Consider the following 19,732-nt stretch of genomic DNA (forward strand, 5'->3'; position numbering starts at 1 on the left):
CATGCACACACACTCGTCGAGAAACAGATCGCCCTGGGGCTGGGTACCCACCCTATACTTTGCACAAGGGCTTCCCTATGTGGCCGTCATGACCATCTCGGTCATCATGTACAAACGGCTGGGCATCTCCAATACCGACATCGCCCTCTACACCAGCTGGCTCTACCTGCCGTGGGTCATCAAGCCCTTTTGGAGCCCCTTTGTCGACCTGTTGAAGACCAAGCGGTGGTGGGTCGTCGCCATGCAGATGCTCGTCGGGGCAGGACTGGCCGGTATCGCATTCACCATTCCCGCCCCACACTTTTTCCAGATCACGCTGGCCATCTTCTGGCTGGTGGCATTCAGCTCGGCCACGCACGACATCGCCGCCGACGGCTTCTACATGCTGGCCCTCGACTCGCACCGGCAAGCCATGTATGTGGGCATACGCAGCACCTTCTACCGGGTGGCCACCATCGCCGGGCAGGGGCTGCTGGTCATTCTCGCCGGGTGGCTCGAATCGAGTACCGGCCTCACCCCCCTCACGCTCGACGTGCAGGCCGGGCCGCAATATGCCAGCGAGACCGCGCTCCCCTCGACCCTCCACACGACCGATACCGGCACCGGCAAGATGCACTTCACAGCCACACCCGCCGTGCTCGAAATAAGTACCGAAGCCGATCCCGCCCGGGTCGACTCGGTGAATGCGTGGGTCACCCGGCAGAACATCGCCAACGGCTTTGCCGTCGCCGCGCCAACCGCCTCTGCCGCCACACTCGCCGCAGGGAACAATGCCCCGTCGCTCAACCGGTTCGAGCACTTTATCCGCGAGACCTTCGGCGAGAAGCGGGAGACGAGCCGCCACCCCCTCTCCGGCAACATCGGGGTGGTAAAGGTGTGCCTCTCGCAGAAACCGGCCCCCGGCGAGACCGTCGTGCTCAACACCGTGTTCCAACGGGGTGACCGGAGCATCTTCATCACGCAAGGCGAACGGCTCGAATTTACCGAGGCCAACTGGGACAAGCCGGCCTACATCGCCATACAGACCGACCCGAAGCTGAGACAGGCATCGACCGCCTCGTTCGAGGGGACCTCGGGCCAGATAGCCCTGGCCTGGTCGATTACCTTCTTCGTCCTGGCCGGATTCTTCATCGCCATCGGCCTCTACCACAAATACATTCTGCCCCGTCCCGCCGCCGACCGGGCCGTGTGCCGGGCCACCGCCTCGAACATCTTCCGGGAGTTCCTGGCCACCTTCGTCTCCTTCTTCCGCAAGAAACAGATCGGTATAGCCCTGCTCTTCATGCTGCTCTACCGGCTGCCCGAGGCCCAGCTGGTGAAACTCATCAACCCCTTCCTGCTCGACCCCAGGGAGATGGGCGGGCTGGGGCTCACCACGGGACAGGTGGGACTGGTCTACGGCACCATCGGCATACTGGGGCTCACCTTGGGCGGTATCATCGGCGGCATCGTAGCCGCCAAAGGCGGACTGCGCCGGTGGCTGTGGCCCATGGCTTGGAGCATCTCGCTCACCTGTGCCACCTTCGTCTACCTCAGCTACGCCCAACCCGACAGCCTGTGGGTCATCAACCTCTGTGTCTTCATCGAGCAGTTCGGCTACGGGTTCGGCTTCACCGCCTACATGCTCTACCTCATCTATTTCTCCGAAGGCGAGCACTCGACCGCCCACTACGCCATCTGCACCGCCTTCATGGCGCTGGGCATGATGCTGCCGGGCATGGCGGCCGGCTGGTTGCAGGAGCTCATCGGCTACAAACACTTCTTCAACTGGGTGATGATCTGCTGTGTAGCCACCATCGCCGTGTGCGCCTTCCTCAAAATCGACCCCGACTATGGCCGGAAGAAGACCGACGTGCGCTAAATAAAGCCAAAACAACCCAAAAGGTAACCCGCAGAATCAAAAAAGTATATAATTTTGTCCTGCCGAATGCAGATTCTACAAGCGTGAAAGAACCGTGACCGTTCCGAGGGAAGGTCACGTCGGTCGTATTATTTAAAATCAACCGAGATGAAAGATTCAAAATACAGTGCTTATTTGAAAGAGGTCGAGAGATTCATTCCCAAAGACCGTATTTATACCGACGAATTGCGCCGACTGGCATGGGGCACCGATGCCGGCTTCTATCGTCTGATTCCCCAGATTGTTATCCGCTCGAAAAACGAAGAGGAGGTGGCCCGCCTCTTGACGCTGGCCGACCGATACGCCCTGCCCGTGACCTTCCGGGCGGCCGGGACCTCGCTCTCGGGACAGAGCATCAGCGACTCGATACTGATTGTGGCCGGCAAGAACTGGGAGCACTACACCCTCTCGGACGACCACAGCCAGATTACCCTGCAACCCGGTATCATCGGGGCCCGTGTGAACGAGATTCTGAAACCCTACGGCCGCAAGTTCGCCCCCGACCCCGCCTCGGTCAAGTCGGCCATGGTGGGCGGCATCGTCATGAACAACGCCTCGGGCATGAACTGCGGCACCCACGCCAACAGCGACAAGGAGCTGATTTCGGCCAAAATCGTTCTGGCCGACGGTACCCGGCTCGACACAGGCGACGCCGCAAGTCGCCAGGCCTTCGAGCAGAGCCATGCCCCCTTCCTGAAACATATCGCCGAGCTGCGCGACGACATACGGGCCGACCAGGCTCTGAGCGATCGTATCCGCAAGAAATATGCCATCAAGAACGTGACCGGTCTCAACCTGTTGCCCTTCGTGGTCTACGACGACCCGTTCGACATCATCGCCCACCTCATGGTGGGTTCGGAGGGTACCCTCGCCTTCCTCTCGGAGGTCACGATGAAGACCGAGCACGACTACCCCTGCTCGGCCAGCGCCATGCTCTACTTCAACGACATCAAGGAGGCCTGTCACACCGTGGTGGCCATGAAGCAGGGTCCCGTATTCAGTGCCGAGATGCTCGACAAGAAATCGCTCGCCTCAGTAGGCGACACCACCGGCGAGGGGCTCACTGCCGTACTCACCGAGACCAAGGCCGATACTCCCGAGGAGTTGCAGGCTCACATCGAAGCCATCAAAAAGATATTGGCACCCTTCCAGACCGCCACACCCATACACTTCACCGACAAGCCCGAGGAGTACTCCCGATACTGGGCCATTCGCTCGGGCATCTTCCCTTCGGTGGGCGGCACCCGTCAACTGGGCACCACCGTGCTCATCGAGGACGTGGCCTTCCCCATCGACGACCTGCCCGAAGCCACCTCCGACCTGCAAGCCCTGCTCGAACGGAACGGCTACTCCGACGCCTGCATCTACGGCCACGCACTGGAAGGCAACTACCACTTCATCATCAGCCAGTCGTTCGACTCGCCCGAGCAGGTAGCCCGGTATGAGAAACTGATGGACGAGGTCAAGACACTCGTCGTCGACAAATACGACGGCTCGCTCAAAGCCGAGCACGGCACGGGCCGCAACATGGCTCCCTTCGTGCGCTACGAATGGGGCGACAAGGCCTTTGCCTTCATGAAGGCGGTCAAAGAGCTGTTCGACCCCAAAGGGCTACTCAACCCCGGCGTCATCTTCAACGACGACCCGCGCTGCCACCTGAAACACTTCAAGCCCATGCCACTCACCAACCCGCACGTGGACCGCTGCATTGAATGCGGCTTCTGCGAGGTGAACTGCCTCACCTGCGGCTTCTCGCTCTCGTCGCGCCAGCGCATCGTCATTCGCCGAGAAATCTCCCGGCTGAGCCGACTGGCCACCCCCGAGAGCCTCGCCCTCATGCACACTCTGCTGAAACAATACAAATACCTGGGCAACGCCACCTGCGCCGGCGACGGACTCTGCTCCATGTCGTGCCCGATGGGCATCAGCGTGGGCGACCTCACCCACGACCTGCGGCAGGAGAATCTGCCGGCCGGCAGCCTCGGCTACAAGACGGGCGACTGGGTGGCCCGCCACTTTGCCGGTACGAAATCGAGTATCCGCCCCGTGCTCTACCTGGCCTACACGGCTCACACCCTGCTGGGCGACAAGGCCATGAGTGCCGTGGGCCGTTCGCTCCACCGCCTGGGATTCCCGCTCTGGACCCCGGCCATGCCCAAGCCCTACTACCCGCACGCCATACCCCAGCACGAGGAGGCGTTGAAGGTGGTCTACTTCCCCAGCTGCATCAACCAGACCATGGGCCCGGCCAAGAACTCGCCCGACCCTACACCGCTTATCGACAAGACGGTGGCCCTGCTGCAAAAAGCAGGCTACGAGGTCATCTTCCCCAAGAACATGAAGAACCTTTGTTGCGGCACCATCTGGGAGAGCAAGGGCATGATGGATATTGCCGACCGCAAGTCGGCCGAGCTGGAAGATGCACTCTACGAGGCCAGCCAGCAGGGCCGGTACCCCGTACTCTGCGACCAGAGCCCCTGCCTGCACCGCATGCGCGAAGTGATGACCCAGGTCAAACTCTACGAGCCGGTCGAGTTCATCTACACCTTCCTGCGCGACAAGCTGCAATTCCACCCCATCGACGACCCCGTAGCCGTGCACATCACCTGCTCGATGCGCAAGATGAACCTGGGTCAGATGCTCGTCGACCTGGCCAGCCTCTGCTCGCGCCACGTCGTCGTGCCCGAAGAGGTGGGCTGCTGCGGTTTCGCCGGAGACCGGGGTTTCACCCACCCCGAGGTGAACGCCTACGCCCTGCGCAAACTGCGGCCGCAACTCGAAAAGGCCGGTGTCAAGACCGGCTACTCCAACAGCCGCACCTGCGAGATAGGACTGGCCACCAACTCAGGGGTTCCCTACCTCTCGATTGTCTATCTGGTAGACCAATGTACAACACCCAAACCAAAAGCCTGATAACCACAAGCCGCCCGCTCGACGCGGGAGCGGCTCCAACCCGATAAAGAGATGAGCGATATGATTCTACTTGCCGACAGCGGTTCGACCAAGACCGACTGGGCGCTGGCCCACAACGGCTCGCTGGTCAAACGGATAACGACCGAAGGGATAAACCCCTTCTTCCAGACCGAGGAGGAGATAAGCCGCATCGTTCACGAACGGCTGATACCCGCCCTCGACGGTGCGATGCCCCACGAGGTGCATTTCTACGGAGCCGGTTGTGCCTTCCCCGAGAAGAACCGCCTGGTCGAGCAAGCCATCACCCGCCATCTGCCGGTACCCGTCGAAATCGGGAGCGACCTGCTGGGAGCGGCCCGCAGCCTCTGCGGCCGTCGGCCGGGCATTGCCTGCATCATGGGCACGGGGTCGAACTCGTGCTACTACGACGGGCAGACGATTGCCGCCAACGTGTCGCCCCTGGGCTACGTGCTGGGCGACGAGGGGAGCGGCGCCGTACTAGGCCGACTGCTGGTGGGCGACTGCCTCAAAAACCAGCTGCCCGCGCCGTTGAAGGAGGCCTTTTTCAAGCGCTTCGACCTCACCCCGCAACTCATTCTGGAGCGGGTCTACAAGCAACCCTTCCCCAATCGCTTCCTCGCCTCGCTCTCACCCTTCCTCATCGAGCACATCGACGAGCCCTGCATACACAGGCTCGTCCTCAACAGCTTCAAGAGCTTCTTCACCCGTAACGTCATGCAATATGACTACCGCGGAGTAAAAGTCCATTTCACCGGCTCCATCGCCTATTACTATCGCGAGGTGCTCGACGAGGCTGCCCGCGCCCTGCAAATCGAGCTGGGGCACATCGTCAGAAGTCCGCTGGAAGGACTCGTAACCTATCACTCCAACCTGTAAACCACTACGCCATGGCATTCGTCAAGATTACCGAGCAACCCTCGCTGTACGACAACCTCGAAGAGAAATCGGTGCGGGAAATCCTGCAAGACATCAACACCGAGGACCAGAAGGTGGCACTGGCCGTACAAAAGGCCATACCCCAAATCGAGAAACTCGTCACCCAAATCGTCCCCCGCATGAAACAGGGCGGACGCATCTTCTACCTGGGTGCCGGTACCAGCGGGCGCCTCGGAGTACTCGACGCCTCGGAGATTCCCCCCACCTTCGGCATGCCCCCCTCGCTGGTCATCGGGCTCATTGCCGGCGGCGACACCGCTCTGCGCAACCCCGTGGAGAATGCCGAGGACGACATGAACCGCGGCTGGGAGGAGTTGCAGGAACATGGGGTGAACAACCTTGACACAGTCATCGGCATCGCCGCCTCGGGCACGACCCCCTACGTGGTGGGAGCCCTGCGGGCCGCTCGGGCTCACGGCATTCTCACCGCCTCCATCTCGAGCAACCCCGACTCGCCCATCGCCCACGAAGCCGACGTACCCATCGAGATGATCGTGGGCCCCGAATTTGTCACCGGCAGCTCCCGCATGAAATCGGGCACGGGTCAGAAGATGATACTCAACATGATATCAACCTCGGTCATGATCCAGCTGGGACGGGTCAAGGGCAACCGCATGGTCAACATGCAACTCACCAACCAGAAACTGGTCGACCGCGGCACCCGCATGGTGGCCGACGAGTTGGGGCTGGACTACGAGCAGGCCAAGCGGCTGCTGCTCCTGCACGGCTCGGTCAAGAAGGCTGTCGATGCCTGGCACACCTCACAAAACAAGTGAGGATACCCCCTTCTCCACGAAGGGCATATCCTCACAACTCGTATTAGACTGAATCAGATTAAATCAGATTGTGTTGTATCAATAAACTGTGTTCTGCGGGTCCATGTTGGTCCAGCCGGTCATCCAGTTGTTGTCGGCCGTTTCGCTGGGCGAGAAGGCACCGATGTAGGAAACCTGCTCAAATCCCGAAGCTACCAGCGGGTTGCTCCAATCGGCAGCCTGAGTAGCCAGCGGGCTGTCCTGTGCAGGAATCATGCAGAAATCGGTCAGGTTCTGGGGGTTGCCTTGCAGTTTGAGGTCGGCGATAGCTGCATAAGCGTGGTTCTTGCCGTCGGCACGGTTGAAGTAGCTGTCGGTAAAGGCACCGTTATCGGTGGGGCTATACGGCGTGTTGTTCTCCCAGTATTGGGCGTCTTGGAAATTCTTGACCATACCGGCAAAGAGGCAGTTCGATACCACCAGTTTCCCGGCCGTGGCAAAATCCTGAGTCGTCGAGTTCTTGTCGTTTTCGATGATGAGACCGAGAGGGAATCCGGCAAATACCGAGTTGAAGACTCTCAACTGTGTGTTGCGGCGCAGGTGCATGGCTGCCTGGAAGTGAGCGTCGGTATTGCTGCCGTTCACACCGGCCTCGTCGGTATAGTTGGCGGGATCGACCACGGGACCGAAGAGCGATACGTTGGAGAATACACACGAGGTGTAGGGTTCGATGGTAGCGGCGTCGCTGCAATTATCCGACTCAAAGCCGTTGGAGGCCGACTTGTCACCGATTTTCGGGTCGCGCAGAGCGGCCAGGAATTGCAGTTTGCCCGAGAAACCGTTGTCGGTATCGAAATCGTCGTCCCAAGTACCCAAAGCCACAAGGTGCTTGCAGTTCACGTCACCGCCGAACCACTCGTAAGAGTCGTCGCCCGAGTAGGATACCTGTACGTAATCGACCGTCGTACCGCTGCCGACCGACCCGAAGGTGATGGCGTTAATCTCGTTGTCGACCGAATACTCGATACCGGCAAACTCGCAACGTACATATTTCAAGATACCCGAGTTGTCGGCATTGTCGTTACCACCGTGCTGGCTGCGCACGCCACCCTCGATGGTCTGCTCGCCCTTGTTGTTCTTGGCTTTACCCAGGAGGATAATACCGCCCCAGTCACCGGGTTTGCGGTTACCGGGAGCCTGAGCCGACGTGAAGACGATAGGACGCTCTTTCGTTCCCTCGGCGATGAGTTTACCGCCCCGCTCAACAATCAGCGTGGCTTTCGAGGCCTTTTCGCCCTTGATGACTACACCCGGCTCGATGGTGAGCGTGGCCCCGTCGGTCACATACACAAATCCGCGCAGGTTGTAGGTATTGGGATAGGTCAAGGTCATGTCCTCCTTAATTTCATACGCATCGGAACCATCGCCCAGGTCGTAGCTCGAACCGCTGGGAACGACGGGTTCGTCGTTACTCTCATCACAACTTACTACTGTCATAGCTGCCAAACATACGAAGGCAATCGTTTTGAATAGTTTTTTCATCTTTACTTTCTTTTTAATTAGTATTATAGAAAAGGGTTTTTATCAGAAACTGAATGTGATTCCCACGCTTACCGAGCGACCCGGCCGGTAGGATTTCGTCGTCTGCTCGCGCTTTTGCAGCTGTCCGGCAGCATCGACAAACTGGGGGAATTGCTTATAGACGATCTTCTCGGCCAGAATATCCTTCACACCGGCTTTCAGCTCGATGAGCTTGCCCAGCTTCTTCGAGATGGTGAAGTCGAGGCTGTTGCGGGGCATCTCGTAGGTGTCGGGGATATTCACGCTCACGTCGTGGTTGGTGCTGTTCGACTTACCTATGCCGATGATACGTTTGCCCAGCCGGTTGTAGAGCAGCGACGACATCAGTCCCCACTTCTCGTTCTGGTAGTAGAGTCCGGCGTTGATGATGTAGGGCGACTGGCCTTGCATGGGCCGGTCCTCGGTCTTGATGATGCCCGACTCGTCGAACCGCACATTGCTCTTGATCAACGTGGCATTGAAGAGCAGGCTGAAATTGCGCATGCCGATGAAATCGAGACTCTTGCGTATCTCCACCTCGGCACCCAGACTCTGGGCCGAGAGGGCGTTCTCGTAGTTGTATCGCAGGGTTCCGCCCATGTCGATGAAGGTCCACTCGATGGGGTTGTCGAAGTGCTTGTAGAAGATACCGACGCTCACCAGCTCGCCCCGCTCGGGATAGAACTCGTAGCGGAAGTCGAGGTTATCGATTTTACAGGTCTTCAAGTCCTCGTTACCGCCGATTTCGTTGAAGAGGTCGAAATCGTAGTAGACGGCCGGCGACACCTCGCGGAACTCGGCCCGGTTGAGCGAACGGCCGTAGGCCAACCGCAACAGGTGCTTCTCGTTGAAATTATAGGTGGCGTTGACCGACGGCAGCAGATCGAGGTCGACATAGTCGCGGCTGGTCTTCAATACCTGCTCGACCGACATCGATTTGTCGCGGGTGAGGCGCAACCGGTTGTATTCGAGACGCACACCGGCGTAGATATTGAAACGGCCTACGGGCAACTCGATGGCTCCGTAACCGGCGCCGTAGAGGTTGGTGGCATCGTAGGCGTTGGTCTTCTGGGTAATCTCGTCGATATAGACCTTGTCGGCACTGAGCCAGGCATCGCTCATCATCTCTTCGTAGGGGAGATAGAGGTACTCCTGACGCTCGGCCACCGTCAGATTATCATAGCGGTAGACAAACTCGCGGGGCGTGTAGCTGCGGGTGCGATACTCGCTCATCAATCCCCCCTTGACGGTCGAACGGATACTCCCCAGGTTGACCGCCCCCTTGTAGTCGACACTACCCGAAAAGAGGTGGTCGCTGAGCGACTGAAAGTAGCGCGATATTTTCTCGTTGCCCACCTTCAACTGCGACACGTCGGCCCCCTCGCTCATACCGGCCTGGTTGACAATGATACGGCGGTCGGGCTCGGTCTTGTAGGCATAGCTGTACCCCACGTTCCACGACAGGGAGTGAGCTTTGTGTTCGTCGAGGAAATGGCTGCCGGCCAACTGCCCCAGGTAGGTGAGACGCGACTGATACAGCATCTCGGTCTCCTCGCGGTAGAAGGGGCTGCTGATGTTGCGCTCGCCGGTACGCTCGGTCAGGCGGTTCTTGCCCAGCATGTTGAAGAGGTTGCGGAACTCCAACTTGTTACGGTCGCTGAAGATGAACGACCAGTTGTGCATGGCACCCACCCGCACGTCGTTGGAGTACTGGTTGTCAATGTAGTCGTCGAGGTAGACCGGCTTGTCGGCCTCCGACGAATAGACGCCGAAGCGGGAATTCTGAATATCCTGTATCGTCTTGTAGGTGTTGCTGTAATTGATAAAGGTAGTCATACCTATCTCGGTGCCCCCCTCGGTGTCGAAGCGACGGTTGACGGTGAGCGAGAGACGCTGGTCGGGGGTGGGTATGAAACTCTTCACCCGCCAGTCGGAGTTGAACGACCGCGTGAGCCGCATCACCTCCGACGGGTCGCTGCCGGCCATATCGAGATGCGAGGGTATGCTGCTCGAAAGCGGACGTTTGCTCAGATCGAATCCCAGCCAGTCGGTAGAGCTACCGGGGTTGAGTCGAGTCTTGGTGAACTGCGTGTTGGTGTTGAACCCGGTTGTATAGTTCACCTGCACCGAGTTGCGCAACGGCAGACTCTTGGTGGCGATGCGAATGAAGCCGCCGGCAAAGTCGGCCGGAATCTCGGGCGCGGGCGATTTGTAGATAATCATGCTCTCGATTTGCGAGCTGGGCAACATGTCGAACGAGAAGACCCGGCTGTCCGATTCCAAACTCGGAGCCGTGTTCCCGTTGATCCACACGTTGTTATATCGCTGGGCCAACCCGCGCACCACCACAAAGCGGTCGTCGAGTATCGAGATGCCCGGTACCCGCTTCACCACCTCCGAGGCGTCGCGGTCGAGCGTCTTGGCAATCTGTTGCGACGAGATACCGCTCGCCACTTGAAGCTGAGCCTTCATGCCTTCGATGAGCGACGTTTCGGTGTCGTTGCGCCGGTAGGTCGAGACCACCACCTCTTGCAGGGCGACCCCGTCCTCCTCCATCTCGATGTCGAGCGGGGCGGCACTCTGTCCTGCCGTCACCTCGACGGGAATGCGAGCCGTCTTATAAGACAAATAACGGCAAACAATCGTCTGCTTGCCGGTGGGAACATGAGTCAACTCGAAGTGTCCGTCGATGTCGGTAGCCGTCGCAACCGACGAGTTCTCGACCTGTATGGTGGCGCCTATGATGGCCTCACCGCTCTTCTTGTCCTTCACACTTCCGACAATCGATCCGGTGGTCGCCGCATATCCAAAAATCTGGATAGAGAAAACAAAACCTAAAACAATCGTCAATAATCTGTTTTTACACATATATCCTTACCTTTTTCTTTTCCTTTTCGCCGGCAAAGGTATCGGTAAGGCAATACGAAGATGTGACAGATGTGTGAAGGAGCACATAACATCTGTTACGATTCGGTAACCAGGATTTATCAAAAATGTTTCAAAAAAGGGCTATGCCCTGTCGCACAACTCAATACCGGGAGTGGTCGATGCTCCCCTCACGGGCGGTCGGTCTGCATCGCGGCGCGCGAAGCCAGAATATCGTCGGCATGCTCGAAGGCCCAGCCCACCACCTGGCTGAGCACCGGCATGAAACTCTGTCCCCGCTCGGTGAGGGTGTACTCCACCCGGGGCGGTATCTCGGCATAGACCCGGCGGGTGAGCATGCCGTCCTCTTCGAGCGACCGCAGGGTGACGGTGAGCATGCGCTGCGAAATATCGCCCAGCGAGCGCTGTATGTCGTTGAAACGCATCGTGCCGTTTTCATGCAGGGTTTCAAGTACCAGAACCGACCACTTGCTACCCAAACGGCTCAAAATATCCCGCACGGGACAAACCCCGGTGTGAAGGAATGTTTTCATTTTATTTAACATTTTATATCCAACTGATTCTCTGCATTCGTTACCTCGGTGTAACTTACCTATCTCGCTGTGCCTTCTTGCAAGGGAGGAGAGAAACAACCATCTTCGCACCACAAAAATAATAAAGTTATTATTAGTAACCTATAACCAACCTTTAATTTACAGGATATGGAAACTATTCGTAAAATCGACGCGGGCGAAAAATTCACCCACGCCACGGTAGGCGACCTGAGCGCCTTTACCGGGAAACAATTCGTGAAAGATTGTATCGGGACCACCGGTTGCGAAATCTCGTTCGGCACGCTCAATCCGGGAGAGGCCGTGCCCTTCTTCCACAGCCACAAAGAGAACGAAGAGGTCTACATCGTGCTGCGCGGCTCGGGCGACTTCCAGGTCGACGATACCGCCTTCCCCATCGCCGAGGGCTCGATCGTGCGGGTTGCCACGCACTGCAACCGCTCGCTGCGCTGCACATCGGCCACGAGTATGCTCTACCTCTGCATTCAGGTCAAAGAGGGTAGCTTGGAACAATGCACCATGGGCGACGCCGAAATCACCGAACAGGCCACGGCTTGGAAATAACCCCCCATTCTTCCAAAACAAACACAGGGCCTCTATCCCACATGAAGGGATAGAGGCCCTGTGCATTATTTTCCTGGCCGGACAACCGGCTCTTATGGGAACAACACCTTTATTTAAGCGTCACCTTCACCACGTAGTCGATGCAATCGTCGGGTATGTCGACGGCAAAGTCGAGCACACCCTTCTTATATTTATAGTCGATGCGGGTACCCTCGCCCAGCACCTCGACACGTTTCACCTTTTGCGTCAGGGGCATACTCACCCGGTCGATAGACGCATCGAGCAGATGCACATAGAGCGTGTTGCCGTTGCGGGTGGTGATGATGCGGTCGCCATCGCGATAGCCGCCAGCCACGGTGGCATAGATCGACTCGCCATAGCGGTCGAGCCACTGCCCCATCTCAGCCAGACGGGTCAAGGCAGCCTCGGGCAACGTACCGTCGGGTTGCGGGCCGACGTTGAGCAGCAGGTTGGCCCCTTTGCCCGAGGTGCGCACCAACAGCTGGATAAGCTCCCGAGTCGATTTATACTCCTGGTCGGTCACCCGGTACCCCCACGAGTGGTTCATGGTCTGGCAGGTCTCGAGCGGCAAGGCGCTGATGTCCTGTCCCGAAAGTCCGGCTTTGTTCTCGCCCGGCACATCGCGCTCGAAAATCTGGATGTCCTCGCCCTCGAAGGGAGTCTGATGGTGGTTGTTGCCCACCAGGCAGCCGGGTTGCAGGTCGTGAATGAGCTTATACTGCTCCTCCAGCTCCCAGTTGAAGGGGACGGAATCCACGTCGTGGTCCCACCAGCCGTCGAACCAGATGGCCCCGATCTCGCCGTAGTTGGTGAGCAACTCGGTCAACTGGTTGTTCATGAAGCGATAGTATGCCGGCCAGTCGGCGCGGTCGAGCCGCTTGGTCCCCCGGCCCGTACGGCCTGCGGGATAGTCCTCGCGGGTCCAGTCGATGTGCGAATAATAGAGGTGCAGCTTGATGCCCTGGCGGTGACACTCCTCGGCCAGCTGCCGCACGATGTCTTTGCCGTAGGGCGTATTCATGATGTTATAGTCCGACCACCGGGTATCCCACATGGAGAAGCCCTCGTGATGCCGGGTGGTGAAACAGATGTATTTCGCCCCCGCAGCCTTGAAGGCCGACACCCACTGGCGGGCATCGAAACGGTGGGGATAAAAGCCGTTCATGGCCTTGGCATATTCGCGGGCGTCGACACTGGCATTGTTCATATACCACTCACCCTGTGCAAAGGTGCTGTACAGGCCCCAGTGGATAAAGATACCCAGCCGGCTCTCGGCAAACTCTTTCCTGTTCTGAAGATTCTCGGGGGTAGGTACATACTTCTGGGCCTGCGCCGACACAGACAGCAGGCAGAAGCATGCAAGCGTTGCAATCCATTTTTTCATCTTTATCTGTTTTTAGTGTGTCATGGTTATCTGTTTGGTGCCGACGAAATGCCCGGCAATCTTTCTTTATGTAACAAAAGTAAAAAAATCTTCGGAACTTCCGTACCAAGTCCATAAAAACAATGCAATGCCACCACTCCTCTCCGTGATTTACCGCGTCATTCCACGCCACGACGCGGAATCCAGGAATACCTGAAAGAGTTCCGTAACTGGACCCCGCATCAAGTGCGGGGTGACTTCCTATACCGAAACTGTAGATACAACTAATACTCTACATAGTTACTTATCCAATATTTTAAGAAAAATGTTTTCGTCCATTGCCCACAAAACATGCCACCAAAATCCGTACTCTCCCATCTCCCAAAAAGCCGAAGGGCCGTCCTTCCCCCCTCGGGAAAGACAGCCCTTCGTGTATGCAATTATATCGTTACGAAAGTTTATTTGCTCCGTTCCAACTCGAGCACAATCGTGCCACCCTCGCTCATGAGTGCCAGACGGCCGTTGTCGAGCAGACCGTAGGAACGCACGCTGTTGAGGGCCGAGAGTACCTGATTCTCGGTATCCATGTCGGGGCAGGCCATACGGGTAGAGGCCACGTTGCCAAACGAGATGGAGTTCTCGTCGGCCCCGTCGTGGTTAATCGCACCCGAAAGCCGGTTACAACCCGAATTGCCGGTTACCCGATTGGCTGTCACGTCGAAGTTGAGTGCTGGCACGGTTTCCATGCCTTCGGGCAAAGCGGCTCCGTAGAGGCTCACCACACGCCAGTCGCCTTTCAGGCTCGATAGGGGCACGACTTCGAAACGCTTCTGCAACAGCATCACCGGCTCTTTGTCCGCTCCATACAGCACCAACGTCTTACCCGAGCACTTGAGGCTTTTCACCGAGGCCAACGCATTGAGCATGAGCCGCTCGGTCTCCATATCGGGACAAGCCATGAGGGTAGAGGCCATCTGCCCCAATTCGATTTTATTGGGTTTCGAGAGGGTCAAAGCACCCATCAGCCGGTTGCAACCGGTATAACCGTATACCCGTCCGTCTTGGGCATCAAACCCGATAAAGGGTTGCGACTCGGCCTGCACGGCCTGGCCTTGAATCTCCACTACATTCCATTCGCCGTCGAGATCGTTTACCGACACGGCATCTTTTGAGGAGCGGCACGCAGCCAACGAAAGCACGGCAGCAGCCACAGCCACATATAAACACTTCATTTTCATAGTTCTTTTTGTTTTAGTTTCTATTCTATATTTTCTACACGAATTTCTCGTATAAAGATAAAACAAAAATAAAGGCCAATACTGCGCTACGATACATTAAATTGTCTTAAAACCGTCTCGCATTTGTATATTCTTTCTTTTCTCCCGGGGTATCGGGATACCAAAATTCCTTTTTATTCATAGCTTTGCAGAAAGTACCATAAACCTAAAACACTTTTCAACAATGAAAACAAAAATGTTCACGGCCTTGACAGCTATTGCTATTCTGGCCTCGGCCTGTCAGAACAAAGCCTCCTTGACGGGACAATGGATCGAACCGATACCGGGTAACCCCGATGCCATACAGGGTATCGACCTGAAAGAAAACGGCGAAGCATCATCGATCAACATGGCAACCCTCCAATACGAACAGTGGAGTCGGGAGGGCGACCGGCTTATCCTCTCGGGCGAAAGCATCGGCAACCACCAGACCATCGCCTTTGCCGATACGTTCGAAATCGGCAAACTCACGGCCGACAGCCTCGTATTGAAAAAGGGCGACTATGTGATGAGCCTTGCCCGTCCGCAAAGTTCGATACCGGCCACTCTTATACAACCGGCGACCCCGCTCTCCTTCACGGTGAACGGGCGATTGATCATCGGGCACGAGGTGCGCTCGTTTATTGCCGACGGCGATACGGCCGAATACTGGATTATCGACGAAACCGATTCCCTGAAGCCTCTGTACGAAAAGGCCGTCGGCGAGAAGGCAAAACCCTACACCGCCGTGAAAGCCTCGCTGCGAGTGGTCGACGCCGGGAAATCGGCCGAAGGATTTGCCGCCGAATACGACGGTGTCTATCGGGTAAAAGAGGTAATCGAGGTATCCCCCATGCCTTGACCCGACTCCCCGGCCAACTCACCCTTGAACAGACTCAAGAGAAAACGACCGGGAGAACCTCCCCCCCTTCTCCCCTTCTCCGCATACAAGCAGCGGCAGGCCCCCGTACGGAGTCCTGCCGCTCTTTTCTTTATCCTTAAAAGAGGTTATTCTTCACCGGCGGGAGAAGCCTCTGCGGGTGCCTCGCTCTCGGCCGGAGCGGCATCGGCCACCCGATTCGAGATGCGCTTCGCACTATTGGCAATCGAGGCCATGGCCCGGTACAACTCGGCCAACAGACGGCCCGAAACGACAATGAGGAAGCCGATAATCGGGTACATGATTATCATCACGACACCCGTGCCCCACGGCAACAGGCTGGCTCCGCCCAACTGGTTCATCATCTCACTGCCGCCAAACAGCAGGAACAGCAGCGATGCCACACAGCCAAACAAGCCGATGTAGAAGCCCAACCACTCGCCTACGGTCTGAATAAAATGCGACACCATGGGAATGGCGACAAACTCGTTATCCTCACAAAGCAGCTCTTTCAATTTTTTCTGCCTGTTTATCCAGAGCACAAAGCTCATAATGCCCAAGGCTATCATGAGAATAAATATCAAAATGAGGGCAAAAATAACCTTCCCCGGTATATACTCGAAGACACCACTGCCTATTGCCCCAAAGATGGCCACCAACGGGAACAGCAAATTCAGGACAGCAATAGCTACATACAACCAACGGAAGGGCTCACGATAAAACGACCCGTTGTCGATAAACTGCCATAACGGCTCGAAAAAAGCAAATAACTTGTCTTTCATGATAAAAAGAAGTTTAGATGAAGGCCTTTATTCCATAAAGCATGCAAAAAGAGGCCTTTTATTTTTACATACCCTTTGTTAGACAGAAAGATAAACATAACGACAAACAAAAAGAGCCCATGTTCCCCTTTAACATTGCCAGACAGTTCCCTCCCCTGCACTTCAAATATAGTAAATCTATTTTAACTTAGATAAAAATATGTAACTTTTTTTATACTCCCCTACCGATATTTCTCTGAATACCGCGTCGGGGGCGTGGAATGATGGGTGTGTCTCCCATGCACGCAATGCGCATCATGTCACCCCGCACCTCGATGCGGGGCCCAGCCAAGTGACTCTTGCGGGTATTTTCCTTTGCGGATATTCCCTGGATTCCGCATCATGTGCGGAATGACCCCATACAAAGAGAGCTCCAGTCTCCTGAAGCTCTCTTTGTAGCGAGACCGGGGTATGATCCCGGGACCTCATGATTATGAATCATGCGCTCTAACCAACTGAGCTATCTCGCCATCATGTTTATTTTTGCATTGACCGCTTGTCAAATGCGGTGCAAAGATAAACGATTATTTTGGACTACGCAACAAATCGACGCATTTTTTATCAACAATTTATGCCACAAGCCGGCGAATAAGTCGATAAATCTCGCCTATCCACAAAACAATCGAGGTGGCGGCAAAGATATAGACCCAATCCATGGGCTTCAACGGGGTCACGCTGAAGAGCGAACCGCCCAAACTCACGATGAGTATCTGCCCGGCCAGGATAATGAGGGTCACCCACAGGAAGCCTTTGCAGGTGTTCAACCGGCTGAATGCCGACTGCACATTGCCAAAGGCCTTGGCATTGAACATATTCCAGAATTGCAGGAATACGAAGATGGAGAAGAAGAGGGTGAGTTCATATCGCGTGAGACCTTCGTGTACGGGCGTGAAATTGAAGAAATTGGCAAAGAAGAGCCGCAGGTCGAACTGGGCTATCGAGGTGACGTCGACGTGCTTGAAGTATTGCAACAGGCCGAACAACAGCAACACAAAGGCGATGCCGGTACCGATGATGCCCTTGCCCATGGCACGGGTCACGATGTTGTCGTTCAGGTGGCGGGGCTTGTCGCGCATTACCCGCTCGTCGGGCGGCAACGAAGCCAAGGCCAGGGCGGCAAAGGTATCCATAATGAGGTTCACCCACAACATCTGCGTGACGGTGAGAGGCGACTCGGTACCCAGGAATGCCCCGATGAGGACAATGAGACAGGCAGCCACGTTGATGGTCATCTGGAAGAGTATGAACTTCTGGATATTGCGATAGAGCGAACGTCCCCACAGCACAGCTTTGGTGATGCTGCCGAACGAGTTGTCGATGATGGTGATGTCGCTGGCCTCCTTGGCCACCGATGTGCCGTCGCCCATCGAGAGTCCCACCTGCGCGGCATTGAGTGCCGGTGCGTCGTTGGTACCGTCGCCGGTCACCGCCACCACCTCGTCTTGCGACTGCAAGAGTTTCACCAGCCGCTCCTTGTCCATGGGGCGAGCCCGGGCAATGACTTTCAGGTCGGGGATACGTTCCAGCAGGGTCTTGTCGTCGAGATTGGCAAACTCGGGACCGGTAATGATGTTGCGGTCGCCGTCCTCGGGCTTCCACAACGAAATCTGGCGGGCAATTTCGCGAGCCGTCGCCGGGGTATCGCCCGTAACAATCTTCACCTGGATTCCGGCCTGCAAGCACTCGGCCACGGCTTCGGGCACCTCCTTGCGCACGGGGTCGGCAATGGCAGTCACACCCAGGAAGGTGAGGCGGATATGGGGGGCCAGATGCCCGGCCACGAAATAGGGCTCGTCATCGCCCACCAGCGCATAGGCAAAGCCCAGGGTGCGCATGGCCTGATTCTGGTATTGCAACAGTTTTGCCTCCACGGCGGGACGGCTGCTCTCCATCGGCACAAGTCCCTGCGCGGTTATCTGTTGGGAGCAGAAGTTCATCACATACTCGGGAGCCCCTTTCACATAGACTACCCGATGTTTGAGCAGCGGCGAGTCGACCACCGTAGCCATATATTTGCGCTCGGTCGAGAAGGTGAGCTGCTCCACCACATGCGCCTGGTTGCGCAACGCGGCGTAGTCGACACCCTGGTCGGCCAGCCACAACAGCAAGGCTCCCTCGGTGGGATTGCCCAGCACCTTCATCACGCCGTTGGCCCCCTCGTCGAGGTGAGCCGTCGAGTTGGCGGCAATGCCTTCGTAGATAATTTCCTTCGTATTCGAGTCGGGTGCATAGGCAAAGTCGGCCTCGCTGACCCGCATCTGATTCTGTGTGAGCGTACCCGTCTTGTCGGTACAGATTACCGTGGCCGCGCCCATCGTTTCGCAGGCGTGCATCTTGCGCACCAGGTTGTTGTTGGCCAACATGCGCTTCATGCTCATGGCCAGACTGAGGGTGACACTCATGGGCAACCCCTCGGGGACGGCTACCACAATCACGGTCACGGCAATCATGGCCGTCGAGAGCAGATAGCTGCCGAAGCTGAGCCAGTCGAGCACCGGGTGGTCGGAGAGGTAGATGGCCGTGCGGGCTATCAGAATGATTGCCGCAATGACATAGCTGGCCTTCGTGATAAACGATGCCAGCGTATTGAGTTGCTTGTCGAGCGGAGTCTGGGTATTGTTTTCAATCTGCGAGCCGGTATAGACCTTGCCATACTCGGTGGCATCGCCTACCTGCGTCACCCGCATCACGCCATAACCGCCCAGCATGGTCGAGCCGTTCATCACCGCGTTCGAGGGATAGGTCGCCTCCTTGTCAAAGTCGGCCTCGACCGTCGTCTTGGTGGCCATCGGTTCACCCGTGAGCGACGACTCGTTGACCTGTACCGAGACGGCACTCAGCAGAACACCGTCGGCCGGAATCTCGTCGCCGGCGTTGAGCATCACGATATCGCCCACCACCACGTCGCGTTTGGGAATTTCGAGGATATGACCGTCACGTACCACCTTCACGGGCTGATCGTCGTTCACCTGGTTGAGAATATCGAACTTGCGGGCGGCACTCATCTCGAAGAGGAAGCCCACCACCGTGGCCAGCAAAATGGCCAGGGCTATACCCGCCGGCTCGAACAGGGCCGACATGCCGGCCTCGCCCGTTGCCACGTGATAGACGGCTACCGCTATTGAGAGCAGCAGCGCCACCAGAAGGATACGGATAATGGGATCGGAGAATTTCTCCAGAAAAAGTTTCCACATGGGAGTCCGGGCGGGCGGTGTCAACACGTTCTCGCCATATTTCTCCCTACTTGCCCGCACCTCAGCGTCGCTCAGGCCGGGGTATTCCAATTTAGAGCTCATTGATTCTAT

The 19,732-nt window shown here is 56.9% G+C and carries 13 protein-coding genes and 1 tRNA gene; 6 read left to right on the top strand and 8 right to left on the bottom strand.

What is annotated here, in order from left to right; all coding sequences use genetic code 11:
• Position 1: 1 nt before the first annotated feature.
• From BARVI_RS13660 to murQ, 4 genes are all read left to right on the top strand, one after another.
• Complete coding sequence (locus BARVI_RS13660; RefSeq protein WP_025278358.1) at positions 2-1,861, top strand: MFS transporter; 1,860 nt, start codon at positions 2-4, stop codon at positions 1,859-1,861.
• 147 nt (positions 1,862-2,008) lie between these two features.
• Complete coding sequence (locus BARVI_RS05930; RefSeq protein WP_025278359.1) at positions 2,009-4,813, top strand: FAD-binding and (Fe-S)-binding domain-containing protein; 2,805 nt, start codon at positions 2,009-2,011, stop codon at positions 4,811-4,813.
• Positions 4,814-4,873: 60 nt separating this feature from the next.
• Positions 4,874-5,710: an ATPase gene (locus tag BARVI_RS05935; RefSeq protein WP_025278360.1), complete on the top strand. Its 837-nt coding sequence runs from the start codon at positions 4,874-4,876 to the stop codon at positions 5,708-5,710.
• An 11-nt stretch (positions 5,711-5,721) separates the two neighbouring features.
• Positions 5,722-6,546, top strand: a complete 825-nt coding sequence (gene murQ, locus BARVI_RS05940; RefSeq protein ID WP_025278361.1) for an N-acetylmuramic acid 6-phosphate etherase — start codon at positions 5,722-5,724, stop codon at positions 6,544-6,546.
• A 78-nt stretch (positions 6,547-6,624) separates the two neighbouring features.
• On the opposite strand, the gene BARVI_RS05945 is transcribed toward murQ, so the two are convergent.
• The 3 genes from BARVI_RS05945 to BARVI_RS05955 form a co-directional block, all read right to left on the bottom strand.
• Positions 6,625-8,067, bottom strand: coding sequence for a hypothetical protein (locus BARVI_RS05945; RefSeq protein WP_025278362.1), 1,443 nt, complete (start codon positions 8,065-8,067; stop codon positions 6,625-6,627).
• A gap of 42 nt (positions 8,068-8,109) precedes the next feature.
• A complete protein-coding gene (locus BARVI_RS05950; protein ID WP_025278363.1) occupies positions 8,110-10,953 on the bottom strand; it encodes a TonB-dependent receptor in 2,844 nt (947 codons plus the stop codon).
• 188 nt (positions 10,954-11,141) lie between these two features.
• Positions 11,142-11,504 (bottom strand): winged helix-turn-helix transcriptional regulator, encoded by a 363-nt coding sequence (locus tag BARVI_RS05955; protein WP_025278364.1) that lies wholly within the window; start codon positions 11,502-11,504, stop codon positions 11,142-11,144.
• Between the two features lie 168 nt (positions 11,505-11,672).
• On the opposite strand from BARVI_RS05955, the gene BARVI_RS05960 reads away from it, so the two are divergent.
• Positions 11,673-12,086, top strand: a complete 414-nt coding sequence (locus BARVI_RS05960) for a cupin domain-containing protein (RefSeq protein WP_025278365.1) — start codon at positions 11,673-11,675, stop codon at positions 12,084-12,086.
• A 109-nt stretch (positions 12,087-12,195) separates the two neighbouring features.
• On the opposite strand, the gene BARVI_RS05965 is transcribed toward BARVI_RS05960, so the two are convergent.
• Both BARVI_RS05965 and BARVI_RS05970 read right to left on the bottom strand, forming a co-directional pair.
• Entirely contained in the window at positions 12,196-13,491 is a 1,296-nt protein-coding gene (locus BARVI_RS05965) for an alpha-L-fucosidase (protein ID WP_025278366.1), read from the bottom strand.
• Between the two features lie 437 nt (positions 13,492-13,928).
• Entirely contained in the window at positions 13,929-14,708 is a 780-nt protein-coding gene (locus BARVI_RS05970; RefSeq protein ID WP_025278367.1) for an META domain-containing protein, read from the bottom strand.
• A gap of 223 nt (positions 14,709-14,931) precedes the next feature.
• Here BARVI_RS05970 and BARVI_RS05975 point away from each other — a divergent pair, with 223 nt between their 5' ends.
• Positions 14,932-15,588, top strand: coding sequence for a lipocalin-like domain-containing protein (locus tag BARVI_RS05975; RefSeq protein ID WP_025278368.1), 657 nt, complete (start codon positions 14,932-14,934; stop codon positions 15,586-15,588).
• 146 nt (positions 15,589-15,734) lie between these two features.
• On the opposite strand, the gene BARVI_RS05980 is transcribed toward BARVI_RS05975, so the two are convergent.
• From BARVI_RS05980 to BARVI_RS05990, 3 genes are all read right to left on the bottom strand, one after another.
• Positions 15,735-16,388 (bottom strand): DUF4282 domain-containing protein, encoded by a 654-nt coding sequence (locus BARVI_RS05980; protein ID WP_025278369.1) that lies wholly within the window; start codon positions 16,386-16,388, stop codon positions 15,735-15,737.
• Positions 16,389-16,823: 435 nt separating this feature from the next.
• A tRNA-Met gene (locus tag BARVI_RS05985) sits at positions 16,824-16,897 on the bottom strand.
• A gap of 99 nt (positions 16,898-16,996) precedes the next feature.
• A complete protein-coding gene (locus BARVI_RS05990) occupies positions 16,997-19,723 on the bottom strand; it encodes a calcium-translocating P-type ATPase, PMCA-type (protein WP_025278370.1) in 2,727 nt (908 codons plus the stop codon).
• Positions 19,724-19,732 lie beyond the last annotated feature (9 nt).

The organism is Barnesiella viscericola DSM 18177 (genome assembly GCF_000512915.1).
Classification (GTDB): domain Bacteria; phylum Bacteroidota; class Bacteroidia; order Bacteroidales; family Barnesiellaceae; genus Barnesiella; species Barnesiella viscericola.

Coding starts and splice junctions, on each gene's coding strand:
- BARVI_RS05960 (WP_025278365.1), top strand. CDS start 11,673: ATGGAAACTATTCGTAAAATCGACGCGGGCGAAAAATTCACCCACGCC.
- BARVI_RS05930 (WP_025278359.1), top strand. CDS start 2,009: ATGAAAGATTCAAAATACAGTGCTTATTTGAAAGAGGTCGAGAGATTC.
- BARVI_RS05970 (WP_025278367.1), bottom strand. CDS start 14,708: ATGAAAATGAAGTGTTTATATGTGGCTGTGGCTGCTGCCGTGCTTTCG.
- BARVI_RS05935 (WP_025278360.1), top strand. CDS start 4,874: ATGATTCTACTTGCCGACAGCGGTTCGACCAAGACCGACTGGGCGCTG.
- murQ (WP_025278361.1), top strand. CDS start 5,722: ATGGCATTCGTCAAGATTACCGAGCAACCCTCGCTGTACGACAACCTC.
- BARVI_RS05950 (WP_025278363.1), bottom strand. CDS start 10,953: ATGTGTAAAAACAGATTATTGACGATTGTTTTAGGTTTTGTTTTCTCT.
- BARVI_RS05945 (WP_025278362.1), bottom strand. CDS start 8,067: ATGAAAAAACTATTCAAAACGATTGCCTTCGTATGTTTGGCAGCTATG.
- BARVI_RS05965 (WP_025278366.1), bottom strand. CDS start 13,491: ATGAAAAAATGGATTGCAACGCTTGCATGCTTCTGCCTGCTGTCTGTG.
- BARVI_RS05975 (WP_025278368.1), top strand. CDS start 14,932: ATGAAAACAAAAATGTTCACGGCCTTGACAGCTATTGCTATTCTGGCC.
- BARVI_RS05980 (WP_025278369.1), bottom strand. CDS start 16,388: ATGAAAGACAAGTTATTTGCTTTTTTCGAGCCGTTATGGCAGTTTATC.
- BARVI_RS13660 (WP_025278358.1), top strand. CDS start 2: ATGCACACACACTCGTCGAGAAACAGATCGCCCTGGGGCTGGGTACCC.
- BARVI_RS05990 (WP_025278370.1), bottom strand. CDS start 19,723: ATGAGCTCTAAATTGGAATACCCCGGCCTGAGCGACGCTGAGGTGCGG.
- BARVI_RS05955 (WP_025278364.1), bottom strand. CDS start 11,504: ATGAAAACATTCCTTCACACCGGGGTTTGTCCCGTGCGGGATATTTTG.